Source organism: Nonomuraea sp. NPDC059007 (assembly GCF_042740555.1).
In the GTDB taxonomy this organism is placed as follows: Bacteria; Actinomycetota; Actinomycetes; order Streptosporangiales; family Streptosporangiaceae; genus Nonomuraea.
The window spans coordinates 128196-148454 of the sequence record NZ_JBHYJD010000017.1; the positions used below are offsets into that span (position 1 = coordinate 128196).

17 protein-coding genes are annotated in these 20259 nt (G+C 68.7%); 11 read left to right on the forward strand and 6 right to left on the reverse strand.

Going from position 1 to position 20259, the window contains the following annotated elements; translation table 11 throughout:
- Nucleotide 1: 1 nt before the first annotated feature.
- Nucleotides 2-1408, reverse strand: a complete 1407-nt coding sequence (locus ACFWY5_RS27665; RefSeq protein ID WP_379635250.1) for a CCA tRNA nucleotidyltransferase — start codon at nucleotides 1406-1408, stop codon at nucleotides 2-4.
- A gap of 112 nt (nucleotides 1409-1520) precedes the next feature.
- Between ACFWY5_RS27665 and ACFWY5_RS27670 the strand changes: the two genes are divergently transcribed.
- The 8 genes from ACFWY5_RS27670 to trxA all read left to right on the forward strand — a co-directional run bounded on the left by ACFWY5_RS27670 (nucleotide 1521) and on the right by trxA (nucleotide 10317).
- Nucleotides 1521-2042 carry an aminoacyl-tRNA deacylase gene (locus ACFWY5_RS27670; RefSeq protein ID WP_379613066.1) on the forward strand — a complete coding sequence of 174 codons (522 nt, stop codon included), beginning with the start codon at nucleotides 1521-1523 and terminating at the stop codon, nucleotides 2040-2042.
- A gap of 47 nt (nucleotides 2043-2089) precedes the next feature.
- Entirely contained in the window at nucleotides 2090-4183 is a 2094-nt protein-coding gene (locus ACFWY5_RS27675) for a DUF6049 family protein (RefSeq protein WP_379635252.1), read from the forward strand.
- On the forward strand, nucleotides 4180-5775 hold the full coding sequence (gene murJ, locus ACFWY5_RS27680) for a murein biosynthesis integral membrane protein MurJ (RefSeq protein ID WP_379613064.1): 1596 nt from the start codon (nucleotides 4180-4182) through the stop codon (nucleotides 5773-5775). Before ACFWY5_RS27675 ends, murJ begins: the two co-directional genes overlap by 4 nt.
- A 165-nt stretch (nucleotides 5776-5940) precedes the next feature.
- Complete coding sequence (locus ACFWY5_RS27685; RefSeq protein ID WP_379635254.1) at nucleotides 5941-7446, forward strand: protein kinase family protein; 1506 nt, start codon at nucleotides 5941-5943, stop codon at nucleotides 7444-7446.
- A gap of 14 nt (nucleotides 7447-7460) precedes the next feature.
- Nucleotides 7461-8087 (forward strand): RNA polymerase sigma factor SigM, encoded by a 627-nt coding sequence (gene sigM, locus ACFWY5_RS27690; RefSeq protein ID WP_379613062.1) that lies wholly within the window; start codon nucleotides 7461-7463, stop codon nucleotides 8085-8087.
- Nucleotides 8077-8934: an anti-sigma factor family protein gene (locus ACFWY5_RS27695; protein WP_379613061.1), complete on the forward strand. Its 858-nt coding sequence runs from the start codon at nucleotides 8077-8079 to the stop codon at nucleotides 8932-8934. The genes sigM and ACFWY5_RS27695 overlap by 11 nt, the downstream gene beginning before the upstream one ends.
- A gap of 124 nt (nucleotides 8935-9058) precedes the next feature.
- Nucleotides 9059-9991 carry a thioredoxin-disulfide reductase gene (trxB, locus tag ACFWY5_RS27700; protein ID WP_379613060.1) on the forward strand — a complete coding sequence of 311 codons (933 nt, stop codon included), beginning with the start codon at nucleotides 9059-9061 and terminating at the stop codon, nucleotides 9989-9991.
- 11 nt (nucleotides 9992-10002) lie between these two features.
- Nucleotides 10003-10317 (forward strand): thioredoxin, encoded by a 315-nt coding sequence (gene trxA, locus ACFWY5_RS27705; protein ID WP_379613059.1) that lies wholly within the window; start codon nucleotides 10003-10005, stop codon nucleotides 10315-10317.
- 66 nt (nucleotides 10318-10383) lie between these two features.
- On the opposite strand, the gene ACFWY5_RS27710 is transcribed toward trxA, so the two are convergent.
- On the reverse strand, nucleotides 10384-11001 hold the full coding sequence (locus ACFWY5_RS27710) for a GNAT family N-acetyltransferase (RefSeq protein ID WP_379613058.1): 618 nt from the start codon (nucleotides 10999-11001) through the stop codon (nucleotides 10384-10386).
- A gap of 248 nt (nucleotides 11002-11249) precedes the next feature.
- On the opposite strand from ACFWY5_RS27710, the gene ACFWY5_RS27715 reads away from it, so the two are divergent.
- The 3 genes from ACFWY5_RS27715 to ACFWY5_RS27725 all read left to right on the forward strand — a co-directional run bounded on the left by ACFWY5_RS27715 (nucleotide 11250) and on the right by ACFWY5_RS27725 (nucleotide 15331).
- Entirely contained in the window at nucleotides 11250-12482 is a 1233-nt protein-coding gene (locus ACFWY5_RS27715) for a PLP-dependent aminotransferase family protein (RefSeq protein ID WP_379613252.1), read from the forward strand.
- A gap of 472 nt (nucleotides 12483-12954) precedes the next feature.
- Nucleotides 12955-13914 (forward strand): D-alanine--D-alanine ligase, encoded by a 960-nt coding sequence (locus ACFWY5_RS27720; RefSeq protein WP_379635256.1) that lies wholly within the window; start codon nucleotides 12955-12957, stop codon nucleotides 13912-13914.
- A 370-nt stretch (nucleotides 13915-14284) separates the two neighbouring features.
- A complete protein-coding gene (locus ACFWY5_RS27725) occupies nucleotides 14285-15331 on the forward strand; it encodes a threonine aldolase family protein (protein WP_379635258.1) in 1047 nt (348 codons plus the stop codon).
- 597 nt (nucleotides 15332-15928) lie between these two features.
- On the opposite strand, the gene ACFWY5_RS27730 is transcribed toward ACFWY5_RS27725, so the two are convergent.
- The 4 genes from ACFWY5_RS27730 to ACFWY5_RS27745 form a co-directional block, all read right to left on the reverse strand.
- Nucleotides 15929-16888: a ParB/RepB/Spo0J family partition protein gene (locus ACFWY5_RS27730; protein WP_379613055.1), complete on the reverse strand. Its 960-nt coding sequence runs from the start codon at nucleotides 16886-16888 to the stop codon at nucleotides 15929-15931.
- Between the two features lie 633 nt (nucleotides 16889-17521).
- The gene (locus ACFWY5_RS27735; RefSeq protein WP_379613251.1) at nucleotides 17522-18457 is read right to left on the reverse strand and encodes a ParA family protein; all 936 of its coding nucleotides are present in this window, start codon (nucleotides 18455-18457) and stop codon (nucleotides 17522-17524) included.
- Nucleotides 18458-18594: 137 nt separating this feature from the next.
- Entirely contained in the window at nucleotides 18595-19266 is a 672-nt protein-coding gene (gene rsmG, locus ACFWY5_RS27740; RefSeq protein ID WP_379613054.1) for a 16S rRNA (guanine(527)-N(7))-methyltransferase RsmG, read from the reverse strand.
- 493 nt (nucleotides 19267-19759) lie between these two features.
- Nucleotides 19760-20251, reverse strand: a complete 492-nt coding sequence (locus ACFWY5_RS27745; protein ID WP_379613053.1) for a protein jag — start codon at nucleotides 20249-20251, stop codon at nucleotides 19760-19762.
- Between the last annotated feature and the right edge of the window lie 8 nt (nucleotides 20252-20259).

Below are 20259 nucleotides of genomic sequence, written 5' to 3' on the forward strand. Positions count from 1 at the left end.
ACTAGCCCTTCTGCTGCTCCCGAACCCACGCCAGCAACGCCTCCGTGGCCGCCTCCTTGCCGAGCACGCCCCGGTCGAGGCGGAGGTCGAGCAGAAACTTGTAGGCCCTGCCCACCATCGGACCCGGGCCGATGCCGAGGACCCGCTGGATCTCGTTGCCGTCGAGCTCCGGCCGGATCTTGGCCAGCTCCTCCTCGTCGGCCAGCCGGGCGATGCGCTCTTCGAGCTGGTCGTAGGTACGCGAGAGGAGGGCCGCCTTCCGCTTGTTGCGGGTCGTGCAGTCAGCCCTGGTCAGCTTGTGGAGGCGGTCGAGCAGGTGACCGGCGTCGCGTACGTAGCGGCGTACGGCGCTGTCGGTCCACTCCCCCGAGCCGTAGCCGTGGAAACGCAGGTGGAGCTCGACCAGGCGGGCCACATCTGCCACCACGTCCTTGGGGAACCTGAGCTCGGTCATGCGCTTCTTGGTCATCTGCGCGCCGACGAGCTCGTGGTGGTGGAAGGAGACCCGGCCGCCGGCCTCGTGCCGCCTGGTCTTGGGCTTGCCCACGTCGTGCAGGAGCGCCGCCCAGCGCAGGATGCGGTCGGCCTTGCCGTCCTCCTCCTGGGCGATGGCCTGGTCGAGGACGGTCAGCGAGTGCTCGTAGACGTCCTTGTGCCGGTGGTGCTCGTCGATCTCCAGGCGGAGCATGGGCAGCTCGGGCAGCACGTGCGCGGCCAGACCCGTCTCGACCAGAAGCCCCAGCCCCTCACGCGGGTACGCGCCGCAGACCAGCTTGTCGAGCTCTTCGCGGATGCGTTCGGCGGAGACGATCTCGATCCGCTCGGCCATCTCGGTCATCGCCCTGAGCGCCTCGGGCGCCACCGTGAACCCCAGCTGGGAGGCGAAGCGGGCGGCGCGCAGCATGCGCAGCGGGTCGTCGTCGAAGGACTGCTCGGGCGTGCCCGGCGTGCGCAGGAGCTTCGCGGTCAGGTCGGAGACGCCGCCGTAGGGGTCGACGAACTCGTGGTCGGGCAGCCGTACCGCCATCGCGTTGATCGCGAAGTCACGGCGCTCCAGGTCGGCCTCCAGCGTGTCGCCGTAGACGACCTCGGGCTTGCGCGACTTGGGGTCGTAGGACTCGCTCCGGTAGGTGGTGATCTCCAGCAGCCAGTTGCCCTTGCGGACGCCGACCGTGCCGAAGTCGATCCCGATGGTCCAGACGGAGTCGGCCCAGTCCTTGACGAGTTCGAGCACCCGCTCCGGCCGGGCCTCCGTCGTCAGGTCGAGGTCGTTGCCGATGCGCCCGAGGAGGATGTCGCGCACCGAGCCGCCCACCAGGGCCAGCTCGTGCCCTCGGGCGGCGAACAGCTCGCCGAGCTCGTCGGCGACCGGGGCGATCTTGTGAAAGTGCTGATTTGAGTCCGGCAAGCTGGGTAGGTCCTTCACGCATTACGGAACATATCCCCCGAGCCACACCAGGTCCGGGTTACCGTCGGTCAGAGACCGTCGGGGGCCATGGAACGAGGCTAGGAGCTCATCTATGAAGGACGCCCTCGCGATCCACCGCTGGCTCCTCGCACACCAGGTCCATCATGAGATCGTACGCCTTCCGCGCCCCATGACATGCGCGGACGAGCTGCCCGAGACGATCTCCGCAGCCCCTTCCCGCTGCGTGGCCGTGACGATGTTCGAGGCGGTCACCAGGCTGGGCCGGGAGGCCGTCGCCGTCGTGTCCACCGTCGCCGCACCGCCCAGGCCTGGAGTGGTCGGGGGACTGCTCGGGGCCAGGAAAGTACACCCTGCCCCGGCCTTCGTGGTCAACGAGGTTACCGACTACGCCGCCGGGCTGGTCTGCCCGCTGCTGCTGCCGCCCACCCTCGCCGTCCTCATCGACGACCGCATCAAGCCTGATCATCAGTCCGTCTTCCTCGCCACGGGTGAACGCCACACGGCCCTCACCTTGCGCGCGTACGACCTGCTGTCACTCATGTCTGGCAAGTCCATGGACCTCCGGGCGCCAAGGCCCAGAGGTTCCCGCCAGACGGTCGCGCTACGGCACTGAGCCCGTACCATTGCGGGCGTGCGCCGTACTCCACCCCGGACTGACGCGTGATCGGAAAGGCCACGCTTCTCGCAGTCCTCTCCGCCGCGTTGCTCGCCCCCGTGGTCGCGACAACGCCGGGTACGGCTGCCGCCATGACGGCCAGACAGGAGCTGACCCTCACCGTCAAGGCGATCACGCCCGAGCTGCCGACCAAGCCCACGGACCAGATCAGGCTGTCGGGCACGCTCCGCAACGGCACAGGGGCCGCCCTGACCGGCGTGCAGGTGGGCGTGCGCTACACCAGCCAGCGCATCACCGACCGCGCCTCGATCAAGGCGTTCGCCGAGGACCAGGCGAACCAGCTGCCCCGGCGTTCACCGACCTCCCTCATGAACATCCCGGCGATCGGCGCCGGCGCGAGCGTCGACTGGAGTCTCACGGTCACGCCCATGCAACTCGGCATGAACGCCTTCGGCGTCTACCCGATCACGGTCGAGGTCGTGCCGGTCGCGGCGTCCTGGCAGCCGCTGGCCAAGGCCCACACCTTCCTCACCTACATGCCGCCGACCACGCCCAAGCTGCCGCGCAACCGGCTGTCGGTGGCGCTGCCGATCGTCGACGCGCCGCACCGCTCCGACGACGCCACGTTCACCGACGACAAGCTCGCCGCCGCGCTCAAGCCCGGCGGGCGCCTGGCCGACCTCGCCGCCCTCGCCAAGACGGCGCCGAAGTACGTCACCTGGTTCGTCGAGCCCGGCCTGCTCGACGACGTCCAGGCGATGACCAAGGGCTACACGCTCAAGAACGGCAAGAAGCAGCCCGCCGACCCGGCCGCCGCGCCGTGGCTGGACTCCCTGCGCACCTCGCTGACCGGCGCGCCCGTCGTGGCGATCCCGTACGGCGACCCCGACGTGGCCGCGCTGGCCCACCACGGCCCCGACAACGGCGTGAACACGGCGATCGCCGCCGCCGACGTGGCCGCCGCCCGGCACTTCAAGCGCGACATCCCCACCTCGGCCAACTGGCCGGTGGCGGGCAAGCTCGACGACGACGCCCTCGACCTGCTGTCGGTCAGCAAGGTCGGCACCGTCCTGCTCAACCCGGCCAACGTGCCGCCCCAGACGCCGGCCACGACCACACTCGACGCGGCCACCACGCTCGACAGCGTCTCGGGCCCGGTCACCGCGCTCCTGCCGGACGAGGAGCTGAGCCGCATGTTCGAGCTCGACTCGGCCGCCGGGCGCACCGCCGTACTCAACAAGCAGCGTTTCATCGCCGAGACGGCGATGATCGCCGCCGAGCCCGGCCAGGTCAGGCCGAGGAACCTGGTCGTGGCGCCGTCGCGGCGCTGGTCCCCGGACCCGGTGTTCGTCTCGGCGCTGCTCAAGACCGCGGCCCGGCTGCCGTGGCTGGCCTCCGGTGAGCTCGGCTCGATCAAGCCGGCCAAGGTGCAGACGCCGCGTACCGGACTCGTCTACACCGAGCAGGACCGCAAGGAAGAGCTCAGCCAGAAGTACCTCGAACCGGTCAAGGTGGCCGCCGCCGAGGCCGATCTGGCCACCCGGATCACCACCGACAAGCGCTCGGCCGGGTTCGAGAACGCCGTGCTCCGCCTGACCTCCTCCGCCTGGCGCAACAGCACGCGGGCCGGACGGTCGGCCACCAAGCAGGTCGTCTCGTCGCTCGACGACCGGCTCGGCCTCATCACGATCAGCGGGGCCAGCCGCGACCAGCCGCGCACGCTGGCCGGCGTCGACGGCCAGGTGCCCATCAGCGTGCGCAACGGGCTGAGCACGTCGGTCACGCTGATGGTCGACGTGTCCTCCAACAACCGCGAGCTGCTGCAGATCGACCCCAAGTACGTCAAGAAACGCATGACGATAGGCAAGGGCGAGATCGGCACCGTGCCGGTGCCCATGACGGTCAAGACCAGCGGCGACGCGACCATCACCGTTCAGCTGGAGACGGCCGACGGCGTGGCGTACGGTGATCCCGTCAAGCTGACCATCAGGACCACCGGCTACACCGGCATCGCCCTCGTCATCGTGGGGGGCGCGTTGTCGGTCATGCTCGCCGCCGTGGTCACCCGCATCCTGCGGCGGCGCTCGCAGAAGCGTCCGGCGCGAGCGGCGCAGGCCCGGGAGAGTGAGAAGGTATGAGCCGCCTGATGAGGGCGAGCGCGATCATGGCCGCCGGCACGATGGTCTCGCGCGTCACCGGCTTCGTCCGCACGATGGTGCTGGCATCGGCGGTCGGCACCGCGCTGCTCGGCGACGCCTACAACGTCGCCTACGCCATCCCGTACTCCATCCTCGACCTGCTCCTGCTGGGCGTGCTGAGCAGCGTCATCGTGCCGATGATCGTGCAGGCGCAGCAGCGCGACGCCGACGGCGGGCGGGCCTTCGAGCAGCGGCTGCTGACGCTGGCCACGCTCGCGCTCATCGTGGTGGCGGCGCTCGCGGTGCTGGCCGCCCCCCTGCTCATCGACCTCTACACCAACTGGCGGCCCGGATCCCGGCAGTACGAGGTCGCGGTCCTGCTGGCCCGGCTGATCCTGCCGCAGCTCGCCTTCTTCGGCCTCGGCGCGGTGGCCGGCGCCATCCTCAACACCCGCGACCGCTTCGCCGCCCCGATGTGGGCGCCGGTGCTCAACAACATCGTGGTCATCGGCGTGTTCCTCGCCTACTCCGGCGGCGACAACCTGGCGACCGTCAGCGACGGCCAGCTCGCGCTGCTCGGCCTGGGCACCACCGCCGGCATCGTCGCGCAGGCGACCGTCCTGGTCATCGCGCTCAAGCGGGCGCGCTTCCAGTTCCGGCCCCGCCTCGACGTACGCAACGCCCGGCTCGGCGAGATGGCCAAGGCGGGCGGCTGGACGATCGGCTACGTCGTCATCACCCAGCTCGGCTTCATGCTGATCACCAACCTGGCCAGCGCCGCCGGCGACGCGGTGCCCAACCACGGCGTCAGCCCGTACACCTACGCCTTCCAGCTCTTCCAGCTGCCCTACGGCATCATCGGCGTCTCGGTGATCACCGCGATGCTGCCCAAGATGAGCCGCGCGGTCACCGACGGGCGCATGGACGACCTGCGCTCGGAGTTCGGCTCCGGGGTGCGGCTGATCTCGTGCGTGATGGTCCCGGCCTCGCTCCTGCTCATGGTGCTCGGTCCCGCGATCACCGTGCCGATCTACGCCCACGGCGAGACCGCCGTCGCCGACGCCGTCTACATCGGTAACGTCCTTCAGGTGTACGGCCTGGCCCTCATGCCCTTCGCCGTCTTCCAGCTCCTGCTCCGGGTCTTCTACAGCTTCGGCGACACCCGCACGCCGGTCTTCATCGGGGCCGGGACCACCGCCGCCGGCGCCGTGCTGATGCTGGTGGCCAACGCGCTGCTGCCGCCGGCCTACGTGGTGATGGGACTCGCGTTCGCCTACGCGTGCGCGTACGCGCTGGGTGCGGTGGTCGCCTGGATGATGGCCTCGCGGCGCGCGGCCGGGCTGGGCGGCTGGACCATCGGCACCGCGCTGACCCGCATGTATCTGGCCGCGATGCCCACCGCGGTGCTCGCGCTCGCCTCGGTGTGGGTCAGCCAGCAGGTCTTCGGCGAGCTCGCCTTCCTCAACTCTCTGATCATCCTGGCGGTCGGCGGCGGTCTCGGCGGGCTGCTCTACTTGGCCATTGCCCATAAGATGCGCATCCCCGAGGTCAACTCAATCGTTGGAATGGTCGCGGGACGGGTAGGCCGGTAAAGAACGCGGGCGTACACGGCGCGGCACTACGATGGTGCGGACACGCGCGAATGGCAGCAGGAGGGGCGTGGGCGGATCCACCCGACATAGCGTGCCTACGTGGGATTCCTCCACGAAGGTGTGTCGAGGCACGGACTCGCCCGATCGGCGGAGCGGAGAAGGTCAGTGAGCACGTCGGCGGTCGAACCGGGCACGCGCCTCGCTGAGCGTTTCCGGCTGGAGGACCGCGTGAGCGAGTCCGACGGTGCAACCTTGTGGAAAGCCATCGACGAGATCCTCGCCCGTCCCGTGTCCGTTCTGACCTTCGCCCCCGACTTCCCGCGTGTCCACGAGGTCGTCACCGCCGCCCGCGCCGCCAGCCGCCTCACCGATCCCCGGCTGACGCAGGTCTTCGACGCCGCCCAGGACGACGACCACGCGTACGTGGTGAGCGAGTGGGTGACCGGCGAGTCGCTGTCGGACCTGCTGGCCGCCGGGCCGCTGGACCCGGAGCGCGCCGCCGGCCTGGTCGCCGAGGCGGCCGAGGCCCTGGCCCACGCGCACGAGGCCGACCTCTACCACCTCTGCCTGCGCCCCGCCCACCTGGTGTGGACCACCGGCAACACGGTCAAGGTGCTCGGCGTGGCGGTCGACGCCGCGCTGGCCGGGCTCACCGCCGACCACCCGGCCCACGAGGACGCCGAGGGCCTCGGCCGGCTGCTGTACGCCGGCCTGACCGGGCACTGGCCGGGCGACGAGGACGAAGGCGGGCTGCCCGCAGCGCCCATGATCGACGGCCACTTCGCCACGCCCCGGCAGGTCACCGCGGGCCTGCCCGGCTACCTCGACACGATCACCGTCCGGGCGGTGCTGCCCGAGTCGCGCAAGGGCCATCCGGCGCTGACCACACCGGCCGAGGTCGCCGAGGAACTGTCCGGCGTCCCGCGGCCCATGCCCATCTCCATCTCGTACGCCTCGCCCGCGCCGTCGGTCACCACGACCTCCCGTTCCGAGGGCCTCGACACCCGGCGCGAACCTCCGCCCCAGCAGACCGTGATCTCCAACCGCCCGCAGAACGGCGGCGGCAGCATGCTCAACCGGCTGCTGATGACCGTGGTCGTGCTCCTGGTCATCGCGGCGGTCGGCGTGGGCGCGTGGACGATCGGCCGCAGCCTCGGCAGCCCGTCAGAGCCCGAGGCGGGCGGCGGCGAGCCGAGCACGTCGAAGACGGCCGCGGCCGAGATCCAGCCGGTCAAGCCGGCCAAGGCCGACGGCTTCGACCCGCTCGGCGACGGCTCGGAGAAGCCGGACCGGGCCTCGGCGGCCATCGACGGCAAGCCCAGCACGTTCTGGAAGACCGAGAACTACAACGACGCCGACCTCGGCGGGCTCAAGGACGGCGTCGGCCTGCTGCTCGACATGGGCAAGCCGGTCCAGGTGAGCGACGTGGTGGCCACGCTGTCCGGGGCCTCGGGCAGCGACGTCGAGCTGAAGGTGGGCGACTCGCGCGAGCTGGGTTCGCTGAAGACCGTGGCACGTCACAAGGACGGCTCAGGAAAGATCACTCTGACGCCTGAGCAGCCCGCAAGCGGCCAGTACGTTTTGATCTGGTTTACGCGTCTTCCTGCGGACGATGGCGGGTTTCATGGCACCATCTATGACGTAGTAGTGCATTCTCCCGGATCAGCATAATCAGGAACCCCCTTGTGAACTCCCCACCCGAGACACCCTCAGGCGCAGAGCATTCCGATGCGGAGCTGCTCGCCGCGCACATCGACGGGGATCCACATGCGTTCAGCGAGATAGTCAAGAGGCACCGGGACCGCATGTGGGCGGTTGCCCTCCGCACCCTGGGCGACCCGGACGAAGCGGCCGACGCCGTCCAGGACGCCTTCGTCTCCGCATACCGCAAGGCCGCCACCTTCCGCGGCGAGGCCGCGGTCACCACCTGGCTCCACCGCATCGTGGTCAACGCGTGCCTCGACCGGATGCGCCGCAAATCGGTCCGGCCGGTCGCCGACGACGAGCTCATCGAAGCCGCCGAACGTGACACACCGATGCCCGACCAGACACTCGAACGTGAAGTTTCCATGGAGGTTTCGGCTGCTCTCAAACTCCTGCCCGCCGATCAGCGAGCTGCTCTTGTGCTGGTCGACATGATGGGCTATTCGGTCGAAGACGCAGCTCAAGTGCTCGAAGTCCCCAGCGGGACGGTGAAAAGCCGCTGTGCGCGGGGACGCGCGAAACTTGCCCCAATTCTTTCGCATCTGCGGAACCGTTCGGACCTCGGTCGCGTCTCATCCGCGAAGGGAGCAGAACTTCGTGACGGGTGATACGCACTACGACCTCGAGATCCTGGCCGAGCTGGCCGAGGGTCTTCTAGACGTCGGCACGGCGCGCCAAGTACGCGAACACCTCGCGGTGTGCACCCCCTGCGGGGCGCAGCTGGCGGACTTGGCGGCGGTTCGCGAGGTGCTCGCGGCGACCCCCACACCGGCGATGCCGATGGGAGTCGCGCTACGCATCGACAAGGCGCTGGCGGCCGAGGCCTCCAGAGGCGGAGTCGGCCTGGCGGAAGCGCCCGACTGGGACGAGCTCATGCGGGACGCGCCGTGGGAAACGGCCGCTGAGACGCCGGTTCGCCTCGGGGTGGTCGCCGATGACGGCACGATCGTCCCTGCTCGGCAAAGGGCCTCTCGGCGGCGCCGGTGGGCTCTGCCCGCGGTCGCCTCGGCCGCGGCCGCTGTGGTGGTCGGCACCGCCGTACTGTCTAGTGGGATGCTCACGGCTTCGGGCGGGAACGGCAGCAGCGGCCTGCAGGCCGCGCAACCTTCTAGCCCCGAACCCACGCGCAACGAGATCAGGAGCCGTGGCTACGCGCTGACCGACAGCAACCACAACTACAGCGACCAGAACCTGCGCCAGCCGATGGTGGGCTTCATGGGCAACGCCGAGGTACTGGGCGGCGGTGAGACGCCGACCGGCGTCTCCAAGTGCGTCAACCAGGTCTCCTCGCGCACCAAGCTGAAGGTCTTCGCGGTCGACCAGGGCCAGTACAACGGTCAGGAGGCGCTGATCGTCGCCTCCTGGAAGAACCAGCCGAAGAACAAGCTCAGGCTCGACGTTGTGGACCCGTTCAACTGCAAGAACCTTCGCAAGCCGACAGTCGGCCGCTGGTAAGCGAAATCCCACGTCAGAGCCCACTTCGGTGGGCTCTTTCGTTTTGTGGGCAGGGAAGGGAATCACGCGGGCCTAGGATCTGTTGACGCCACAGGCAACAGCAGACGAGGAAGGCGTGAGAGCGTTGAGCGACGTCCGTAACGTGATCATCATCGGGTCCGGCCCCGCTGGATACACCGCGGCCGTCTACTCCGCACGCGCCGAACTCAAGCCGCTGGTCTTCGAGGGGTCCGTCACCGCGGGCGGCGCGCTCATGAACACCACCGACGTGGAGAACTTCCCGGGCTTCCCCGACGGCATCATGGGCCCCGACCTCATGGACAACCTGCGCAAGCAGGCCGAACGCTTCGGCGCGGAGCTGGTCGCCGACGACGTGATCGAGGTCGACCTCGAAGCCAACCCCAAGGTCATCAAGACCTACACCGACACGTACTACGCCAAGTCGGTCATCCTGGCGATGGGCTCCGGTTACCGCGAGCTCGGCCTGGAGAACGAGAAGCGGTTGTCCGGACGCGGCGTGTCGTGGTGCGCCACCTGTGACGGGTTCTTCTTCCGGCAGAAGGACATCGTGGTCGTCGGCGGCGGTGACACCGCCATGGAGGAGGCCACGTTCCTGACCCGGTTCGGGCGGATGGTCACGGTCGTCCACCGTCGGGATGAGCTGCGCGCCAGCAAGATCATGCAGGAGCGCGCGTTCGCCAACGACAAGATCCGCTTCATATGGGACACCGAGGTCGTGGACGTGCTCGGCGCCGACAAGGTCGAAGCCGTCAAGCTGCGCAACGTCAAGACCGGCGAGGAGAGCGAGCTGGCGACCGACGCGCTGTTCCTCGCGATCGGCCACGACCCGCGCACCGACCTGGTCAAGGGCCAGATCGACCTCGACGAGGACGGATACGTCCAGGTCTCCGCGCCGACGACCGAGACCAACGTCGAAGGCGTCTTCGCCGCGGGCGACGTCGTCGACCACATCTACCGCCAGGCCATCACCGCGGCCGGCACCGGTTGCTCGGCGTCCCTGGACTCCGAGCGCTGGCTGGCCACCCACGAGAACTAAGGAGCGCAATCGTGAAGGCTGTAACCGACGCCACCTTCGAGGCCGAAGTCCTCAAGAGCGACAAGCCGGTGCTGGTCGACTTCTGGGCCGAGTGGTGCGGGCCTTGCCGTCAGGTCGCGCCCATCCTCGAGGAGATCGCCAAGGAGCACGGCGACAAGCTGGAGATCGTCAAGCTGAACATCGACGAGAACCCCGAGGTCCCGCGCAACTACGGCGTGCTGCAGATCCCGACCCTGAACGTCTACAAGGGCGGTGAGGTGGTCAAGCAGATCATCGGCGCCAAGCCCAAGGCGATGCTGATGCGCGAGCTCGACGGCATCATCTAGCCGGTTTTCGCGGCCCGGGAGACCTGGTTCTCCCGGGCCTGCGTCTGTCGGGGCCCTAGAACGCCCTCAGACGGGACGCAATGCTCTTTCCGGGCTCATTGACCCGAGGAGCCTCTCCAGCGCCACCTCGACGTCCTCACGCCACGAGACGGCCGTCTTGAGCTCAAGCCGCAACCGCGGAAAGCGGAGATGCGGCCGTACCGTTTTGAAGCCGACCGAAAGCAGATACTCGGCGGGCACCACGCAGCCCGGCTTCTCCCACTTCAGGTCGCCGAACGCCTCGATGGCCTTGACCCCGCGCCGGGTGAGGTCCTTGGCGACGCCCTGGATCAGCATGCGCCCCAGCCCGCCCCCGGAGAACTCCGGAATGATGTGGGCCGTCATCAGCAACACCGCGTCCGCGCTGACCGGCGAGGTGGGGAAGGCCACGGAACGCGGGCTGTAGAGCGGCGGGCTGTAGAGCACGAACCCCGCCGGAACCCCGTCGACATAAAGAATCTTCCCGCAGCTGCCCCACTCCAGGAGCGTTCCGGAAATCCACGCTTCTTTCTCAAGCCCGGGGTCGCCCGCGTCGGCCGCGCGCTCGCCGCTGACCGGGTCAAGCTCCCAGAAAACACACCGCCGGCAACGGCGCGGCAGATCGTCGAGATTGTCCAGGGTGATGTTGACCAGCCGACGCGACAACTACGGCCCCAATCGTTGACCCGGAAAAACGCGCGAATTCCGCGTCCCCAGCTGGCATCGTAGCCCAGTGACGAAGCGGGGAGCGGGTGCACGGCGATCGTGGCCAGTCACGTACTCTGGTCTCTCGGCTCCATTTGACACCTAGGAGGTGGACCGTGACAGAAGAGACGGATCACGGTCAGACGCCCGCGACCCAAGGGTCGCGCATCGACGCCTACGTCGATCGGTACGCCGCGCGAGCTACCGGGATGGTCGCCTCCGAGATCCGAGCTCTTTTCGCCGTCGCATCGAGGCCCGAGGTGGTCTCGCTGGCCGGCGGCATGCCGTACGTCACGGCCCTCCCGCTCGACATGGTCGGCGAGCTGGTCTCCGACCTGGTCACCAGGCGTGGCCCGGTCGCGCTCCAGTACGGCTCCGGCCAGGGCGATCCGCATCTGCGCGAGCAGATCTGCGAGGTCATGCGCCTGGAGGGGATCGAGGCCGGTGCGGACGACGTGGTCGTCACAGTCGGCTCCCAGCAGGCCCTCGATCTGATCACCCGCATCTTCATCGACCCGGGTGACGTGGTGCTGGCCGAGGGGCCCTCGTATGTGGGCGCCCTGGGCACATTCAGCGCATACCAGGCGAAAGTCGTCCATATCACCATGGATGATCAGGGGCTCGTGCCCGAATCCCTGGCCCAGACCATCTACGCGCTCCAGGCCGCCGGCAACACGATCAAGTTCCTCTACACGATCCCGACCTTCCACAACCCCGGAGGCGTCACGCTCAACGCCGCCCGCCGCCAGCAGGTGCTCGACATCTGCCAGCGCGCCGGGGTGCTGATCGTCGAGGACAACCCGTACGGACTGCTCGGCTTCGACGGCGAGCCCATGCGCGCCCTGCGCGCCGACAACCCCGACGGGGTCGTGTACCTGGGCTCGTTCTCCAAAACTCTGGCCCCGGGTTTCCGGGTGGGCTGGGCCCTGGCTCCGCACGCCATCCGCGACAAGCTGGTCCTCGCCATGGAGTCGGCCGTTCTGTCCCACTCCTCCTTCACCCAGCTCGCCGTGGGGCAGTACCTGGCCACCCAGCCGTGGCGCGAGCAGATCAAGACGTTCAAGGAGCTCTACCGCGAACGCCGCGACGCCCTCCTGAACGCGCTGACCGACCTCATGCCCGCAGGCGTCACGTGGACCCGGCCCGCGGGCGGCTTCTTCGTCTGGGCCAGCCTGCCCGAAGGCCTCGACTCGAAGGCGATTCTGCCTAGGGCGGTGGCGGAGCGGGTGGCGTTCGTTCCCGGGACCGGCTTCTTCTCCGATGGCAGCGGGAGCCGTCAGATGCGGCTGTCGTACTGCTACCCGGAGCCGGATCGGATCCGGGAGGGGGTGCGACGGCTGGCCGGCGTCATCGAAGGCGAACTCCAGCTCCGCGACACCTTCGGCACCACCTCACCACCCGGGCACCCCGGAGTAGACACCCCGGGCCCGGACCTCGCCTGACGTCACCGGGGCCGAGCCACCCTTTTCCAGGCGCTCGGCCCCGCGCTGTCCCTTCCGCACGCCCACCACCCTCCCTTCCGCACTCCCACCTCAACGCCGCCCTCCCCCTTCCCTTCTCCACTCCCCTTCGCCATTTCCCCCTGCCTTCCCGTCCTCGCCGTCTTCCTTCCCGCCGCCCCCGGCGCGCCTCTTCCTCAGCGCTCCCCGTGCCTCCCTCCGCGTCTCTCCCTGAGCGCCTCTGCCGGAGCGCTGACTGTCTCGTCGAATTTGTTCGCTGCCCGCTCCCGCCCGCTCCCGGCGCCGCATCTCCCCCGCCCTCCCTGCCCCGGCGAGCCCCTGCGTGTGCTGCTGACACGAGATCGAGCTGCCGAACACGTCAGAAAAGAGGCGATGGCCCGCCGTCGCAGGGAAACGAATGGCGGAGCCGAACCGGTACGGTTGGACGGCGTGCTTTTCGGCAGAGGGGAAAGAGATGGGCGAACTGGGTCACGTGCTCGTGCTGGCCGGTGGGCTCTCCTATGAGCGGGAGGTGTCCCTGCGCTCCGGTCGCCGGGTGAGTGAGGTGCTGCGGGCGGCGGGTGTCGACGTCGAGACCCGCGACACCGATGCGTCGCTGGTGCCGACGGTGCTGGCGGACCGCCCGGACGCAGTGTTCGTCACGCTGCACGGCGGGGCCGGCGAGGACGGCGCGATCCGTTCTGTCCTGGAACTGCTGAACGTCCCATACGTAGGCGCCGATCCTGACGCGTGCCGGGTGGCGTTCGACAAGCCGACGGCCAAAGCGGTGGTACGTTCCGTCGGCCTGCGCACCCCCGACTCCATCACGCTGCCCAAGGAGACCTTCCACGACCTGGGCGCCTCGGTAGTCCTGGGACGCATCGTCGACCGCCTCGGCCTGCCCCTGTTCGTCAAGCCCGCAAGGGGCGGTTCCGCGCTGGGCGCCTCGATCGTGCGTACCGCCGAGGAGTTGCCGGCGGCGATGGTCGGCTGCTTCGCCTACGGCGACACCGCGCTCATCGAGCGGTGCATCGAAGGCGTGGAAGTAGCCGTCTCCGTGGTGGACCTGGGAGACGGCCCGGTGGCACTCCCCGCCGTAGAGATCGTCCCAGACGAAGGCGTCTACGATTACGCCGCCCGCTACACCGCCGGCCACACCGAGTTCTTCGCCCCGGCCCGTCTGTCAGAAGCGGCAGCCGCCGCCTGCGCGAAAACCGCCGTCACCGCTCACACCGCCCTGGGCCTGCGCGACATCTCCCGCACCGACCTGATCGTCGACGCCACCGGCGCCCCCCACTTCCTCGAAGTGAACGTCGCCCCCGGCATGACCGAGACCTCCCTCCTCCCCATGGCCGTCGAATCCGCCGGCCGCGACCTCGGCACCCTATGCCGCGGCCTCCTGGAAGTAGCCGCCACCCGCCACTCCTCCTCTTAACCCCCCGCAACACACCCCCACTCGACCCGCAGCACACCTCCCCCGACATACTCGCCCCACCTTCCTGCCCGCGTTTCGCCCCGGCGTTCTGCCAGCCGTTCTGCTCGCGCTCGCTCTCTTCTTCGCTCTCCCAGTCCCGGCGACAGCCCGTCCCGCTCCCCCGCGCAGTGCGCCCAAGTACCCCGTGGCCTCCCGCTGGCCGTCACCTCCGCACTCTCCCGCGTCCACGCCCGGCGACCGTAGCTAGGGAATCCACGCGGACCTCCCCGGAGCGGCGAGCACAAGCGCCGACCCCCAGAGCGCAGGTGTCGACCCTCACGCGCAGGTACGCGCGCCTAGTCCACCAGGACTGTCTGAGTAGCCTTGCCGTGTGCTGATCGACACGACCTACCCCAAGAGTTTCGCCAGCGACAACCACGCGGGCGTCCACCCGGCCGTCCTGGAGGCGATGGCAGCCGCCAACGCGGGCGACGCCCCCGCCTACGGTGGCGACGACTGGACCTCCGCCTTCGAGCGTCAGATCAAACACATCTTCGGCGAGCAGGCGAACGGCTTCGCCGTGCTGAACGGAGCGGGCGCCAACCTGATCGGCCTGGCGTTGTCCCTGGGCCGGTACGACAGCATCATCTGTCCCGAGAGCGCCCACATCGCCACCCACGAGACCGGAGCCGCCGAACGCCTCCTCGGCGTCAAGCTAACCCCCGTACCCACAGTCGACGGCAAGCTCCGCCCTGACGACATCACCGACCGCCTCCACGTACTCGGCGCCCACCACGAGGTCCAGCCGACAGTCGTCTCCATCTCCCAGGTGACCGAACTGGGCACGTGCTACACCCCCGACGAAATCGCCACCCTGGCCGAAACCGCACACCGCGCGAACCTGCGCCTCCACGTAGACGGCGCCCGCCTGTCCAACGCCGCCGCCCACCTCGGCTGCGACCTCCGCACGATCACCACGGACGCCGGTGTGGACATCTTCAGCTTCGGCGGCACCAAGAACGGCGCGATGGCCGCCGAGGCGATCATCCTTCTCGACCCTTCGCTGAGCAAGGCGGTCCCGTACCTCCGAAGGCAGTCCCTGCAACTTGCCTCGAAGATGCGCTTCATCTCCGCCCAGCTAACCGCTCTCTTGACCGACGACCTCTGGCACCGGAACGCCACCCACGCGAACACGATGGCCCAGCGCCTGGCCGACGGCGTCAGGGACCTCCCGGAGATCGGCATCGCCTTCCCCGTAGAGTCGAACGCCGTCTTCGCCACACTCCCCCGCGACGCCGTACGGACGCTCAAGGAGCGCTTCCGCTTCGAGTACTGGGACGAGAACCTCGACCTCGTCCGCTGGATGACAGCCTTCGACACGACACCAGATCACGTGGACGACTTCCTAACAGCCATCCGCAAAGCCGTCTCCCGCTAGCCTCCGGCGCTCCCTCAGCCAACGCGACGCCTCTACCGCTCTCCGTTTCACGTGAAACAGCGCCGGTCCTCCACTCCATGTTTCACGTGAAACGCCCTCGTAAGGCGTCGACCCCTCGACGTGTTTCACGTGAAACCAAGCCCCCCAGCGCCAAGTCTTGCCTCCCCCTCTGGCGGTGTTCTGCCACAAGAGCATCGCAGAACACCTTCCAAGGATGCGGCTCGCTCAGTGGCACCGGCCCACTCAGCGCCAGCCTCGCTCGTAGTTTCACGTGAAACAGCGCGCCAACACAGCAGGCCGCCAACTGCAGACGCTCTCCGTATTGCGCGTGAAGGCGGCGAGGATGGGCCCTCGCGGTCCGTCGTTGCTTAGACAGCCCCGGGCAGAGGCAGGCGGACCCAAGCGGACCCAGGCACACGCAGACGGCGGCGACATCTTCATGAGCGTCGGCGCGCAACCCCGGAGAGCGCGTCGATCGGCGGCTCACGCAAGACCTTGCCCGCGCTACCCCTTGGTCGCGCTGGTTCTTGCCCACGCTAGTTCTTGGCCGCGCTAGTTCTTAGCCGCGGGGTGGAGGCCGGGGGTTGCGAGGGGCTGTTAGGACTCGTGGTCGCGGATGGCGCGGGCGGCTTCTGGTGCCATCGTGCCGATGATGCGCTCCAGGTCGTCGATCGTGGCGAACTCGACGACGATGCGCCCCTTCCGACGCCCCAGGTCCACCTTGACCTTGGTCTCGAAGTGGTCGGAGAGGCGGTCGGCCAGATGCGTCAGGCCGGGGGCGGTCGGCTTGTTGGGCTGGCGTTCACGGGGAGCCTTGCCGGATCCCTTGGAACCGCCCAGGGCGACGATCTCTTCAACCGCCCGGACCGACAGGAGCTCCGCCACGATTCGCTTGGCCAGCTGGATCTGCTCGTCGGCGCTGTCCAGCCCGAGGAGAGCACGCGCGTGGCCCGCGCTGACTGTGCCGGCGGCGACCTTCAGCTGAACGTCCGGCGGGAGGTTCAGGAGGCGCAGGGTGTTGGTGATGTGGGAACGGGAGCGGCCGACCTTCTGGGCCAGCTGTTCGTGCGTGGCCTGGAAGTCGTCCAGGAGCTGCTGGTAGGCGGCGGCCTCTTCGAGTGCGTTCAGCTGCTCGCGCTGAAGGTTCTCAATGAGGGCGTCACGGAGCAGCTCGTTGTCCTGGGTGTTCCGGACGATGGCGGGGACGAACTCCAAACCGGCCAGCTTGGATGCGCGCCAGCGCCGTTCTCCCATGATCAGCTCGTAACGGCCACCACCGACCGAACGGACCACGATCGGCTGGAGAAGTCCGACCTCCTTGATGGAGGCGGCCAGCTCTTCCAGACGCTCCTCGTCGAAGACCTCGCGCGGCTGACGCGGGTTGCGGACGATGGCGGTAAGAGCGATCTCCTTGAAGTACGCGCCCGCGATCGGCCTCGGACCAGACTCCGGAGCCGTCCCGTTGTCGGCCGCCACAGCTCCGGTGCCGTCAACGATGGGACCGGTCGGGATCAGCGCCCCGAGCCCCTTGCCCAATCCCCGCCGCTGCTGACTCACTGCGTCTCCTCACCGTCCCGGCCGTTTCCGGTCACACCACGAGAGGTTACCGGTGCGAACGCCACACGGTGTCCCGTCGCCACACGCGCTTCACCGCATTTACTCCCGAAGCCCCCAGATTTCCCTCCACCACTCTCCTATCCGCCCCCGCTCACTACCCCCTCACGCATCCTGCTCACTCCCCTACACTCACTTGCCCTGACGGGCGTGGTCGGTCCTCTGCATGCGCCTCGCGCCCTCCAGCGCGCTCTTTACGTCCCGACGCCGTAGGGAGATTGGGATAGGGCGTGCACGACGGGCGGAGCGCGCACGGCAAGCCAGGCTGCGCGGCAGAGAGGACCGTCGTGGGTGAGAGGGCACCGGCGCCCGAAGGCCGGCGAGAGTGGGAGTGACCGCGGGTTGGGCGGCGTGGAGCGGGAGCGATATCGGGCCGGGGGTGCGGAGGGTGGGACGCGGGTTCGGGTGGCGCGGGGTGGGGTGGCGCGGGGTGGGGGGTGCCGTGGGCGAGTGCGCGGGGAATGGTGCGTGGAGGATCGAGCGAGGGGGTCGTGCGGCGTGGGGGGTGGAGTGGCGTGGGGGTCCGAGGTGAGGCGGTGTGGGGGTGCGGGGTTGGGCGGGAGGCGTGGTGGGGGCTCAGACCTTGCTGGCGCGGTAGGCGATCTCGCGGCTGGCGTCCATGTAGGCCATCGCGCCGCTGGAGCCCGGGTCGTACGTCATGACGGACTGGCCATAGCTGGGCGCCTCGGACAATCGGACGCTGCGTGGGATGACGGTGTTGAGGACCGTTTCGCCGAAGTGGGCGCGGACCTCGTCCGCCACCTGTGAAGCCAGGCGGGTGCGGCCGTCGTACATCGTCAGGAGGATGGTGGAGAGGTTGAGCGTCGGGTTGAGGTGGGCCTTGATGAGGTCGACGTTGCGGAGCAACTGGCCGAGGCCCTCCAGGGCGTAGTACTCGCACTGGATCGGGATCATCACCTCGTCCGCCGCCACGAGCGCGTTGACGGTCAGGAGGCCGAGTGACGGCGGGCAGTCGATGATGATGTAGTCGAACTCGAGGGCGTCGTACGCGGCCAGGGCGCGGCGGAGGCGGGCTTCCCGGGCGACGAGCGAGACGAGTTCGATCTCGGCGCCGGCGAGGTCGATGGTGGCGGGGGCGCAGTATAGGCCGGGCATTTCCGGCACTTCCTTGACGATGTCCGCCATCGGGAGGTCGTCCACCAGAACCTGGTACACGTCGGGGATGTCGCCCCGGTGCTCGGTGGCCAGGGCCGTGGAGGCGTTGCCCTGGGGGTCGAGGTCGACGACTAGGACGCGCTGGCCGTTCATGGAGAGGGCGGCGGCGATGTTGACCGATGTGGTCGTTTTGCCGACTCCACCCTTCTGGTTGGCCACGGCGATCACGCGGGTTTTGGACGGTCTTGGCCAGGCGCCTCGGGCATCGCCGGGCGCCTCACCCGCGGCGGGGGCCGATTGGACAGCAGATGTTTCACGTGAAACCACTGAGCTGAGCGCCTCTCGTACCAACGGCGAATCACCGGGGTTAAGGGGGGTCTGGGTCACGATGGCCATCCTTTCAACCAGAGGCACGGTCGTGTCGGGAATTCGCTGTCGCGACACGCCCATTTCGGGCCAACCAACCCCCGCTGGGCTGTCCGAAGAAGGGACGGCGGGCCAGCCAAGGCCACATGCGGCCACTGGCACAACGGTCACCTCCTTCGTCGACGCCTACCACGTTCCGGCGTGCGACCTGCTACCACCCGAACCAATGTTGCAGGCGGCTCGACCTTACCGTGCCCAACGGTCACAAGCTCAGCCGTTCGGGCCCCGCTCGCCTGCAACTGCGCGTTGGCTTCGGCAAGTTCCTCGGCGGCGCGCTCCCCCTTCATGGCAATGAGCTCACCGCCTTCACGAAGAAGCGGCATCGCCCATTTCAAGAGCCGATCAAGGGGCGCCACCGCCCGCGCGCTCGCCACGTCGAACTCACGCTTTCCGGCCAGCTCCTCCGCCCGCCCGCGCAACACCTCGACGTTGTCCAGCTTGAGCGCCTCGACGCTCTCCTCCAGGAAGACGGTACGGCGCAGCAGCGGCTCCAGCAGCGTCACCCGGATGTCCGGCCGCACGATCGCCAGCACCAAACCGGGCAATCCCGCCCCCGACCCGATGTCCACCAACCTGACATCCTCCGGTACGGCTTCCGCCACCACCGCGCAATTCAGCAGGTGCCTATCCCAGATCCGCGGCACCTCCCGCGGACCGAGCAGCCCACGCACCACACCGGGCCCGGCCAGAATCTCGGCGAAAGCACTCGCCCGATCCCATGCCTCTCCGGTGAAGACTTCCCGTGCGATGTCGGGCGGAGCCGGTAGCTCTTCGCTCACTGGTTGGTGGCCCTTCCAATAACGCCGATGTCGATGGATACAAGGCTAGGGGTCATAGAGGGGTGCGACGTCGCGGACCGCCCGGCACCGCCCGGCGTTCTCACCTCCCGCCTCGTGATCCTCGTCGCGGCCCACGGCATCACGAGGGTTGTGTGGGCGCAGGTATGTGGGTGGTCGCCGGGGATCTCGGATTGCACGACCGGGGCCGCATACCGCTGGCAAGGATGCGGGGCCGAGCGCCGGGCGCCGGCTGGAGGGCGAGTAGCGGGTGGCAGGTCGAATGGGCGGGTCCGGAAGGAGGGTGGTAGGCCGGGTGGCGGAGGAACACGGGTCGGGGGTACGGCGTGGCGGAGTCGGACCCGGGAGAAGGCGGCGCCGTAGCCCAGAGGAGGCGGAGCCGTACCCGAGAAAAGGGTGGATAGGGGACGTGGGGCAAGGGAAAGGCCGTCGTGTCCACAGGGGGACAGACGGCCTTTTTAGAGGCGGAAACCGGTTAAACGGGTAGAACCACTACGAAGCGCAGCGGCTCCTCCCCCTCGGACTCGCTGCGCAGCCCAGCCGCCGCCACCGCGTCATGCACGATCTTCCGCTCGAACGGCGTCATAGGCTGCAGCGACTTCGGCTCGCCATTCCGCTTGACCTGAGCCGCGATCTCGTTGCCAAGCTTGCTGAGCTCCGCCCGGCGCTTCTCGCGGTACCCGGCGACGTCCAGCATCAGCCGCGACCGCTCCCCCGTCTGCCGATGCACCGCCAGCCGGGTCAGCTCCTGCAGGGCCTCCAGGACCTCTCCCCCAGGCCCGACCAAGTCATCGCCCTTGACCCCGACGACGGAGACGAGCGCGCGGTCGCCCTCGACGTCCATGTCGATGTCGCCGTCGATGTCGGCGATGTCCAGCAGCCCCTCGACGTAGTCGGCGGCGATCTCGCCCTCCTGCTCCAGGGCGTTGATGTCGGGTGCAGCCTTCTCCTGCTCAGCCTCGGTCATGGCGAGCG

What these genes read in the sequence shown, in the direction of transcription:
- ACFWY5_RS27745 (WP_379613053.1), bottom strand. Translation starts at nt 20,251, where the DNA reads ATGACCGAGGCTGAGCAGGAGAAGGCTGCACCCGACATCAACGCCCTG.
- murJ (WP_379613064.1), top strand. Translation starts at nt 4,180, where the DNA reads ATGAGCCGCCTGATGAGGGCGAGCGCGATCATGGCCGCCGGCACGATG.
- ACFWY5_RS27670 (WP_379613066.1), top strand. Translation starts at nt 1,521, where the DNA reads ATGAAGGACGCCCTCGCGATCCACCGCTGGCTCCTCGCACACCAGGTC.
- ACFWY5_RS27715 (WP_379613252.1), top strand. Translation starts at nt 11,250, where the DNA reads ATGGTCGCCTCCGAGATCCGAGCTCTTTTCGCCGTCGCATCGAGGCCC.
- ACFWY5_RS27720 (WP_379635256.1), top strand. Translation starts at nt 12,955, where the DNA reads ATGGGCGAACTGGGTCACGTGCTCGTGCTGGCCGGTGGGCTCTCCTAT.
- ACFWY5_RS27735 (WP_379613251.1), bottom strand. Translation starts at nt 18,457, where the DNA reads ATGGCCATCGTGACCCAGACCCCCCTTAACCCCGGTGATTCGCCGTTG.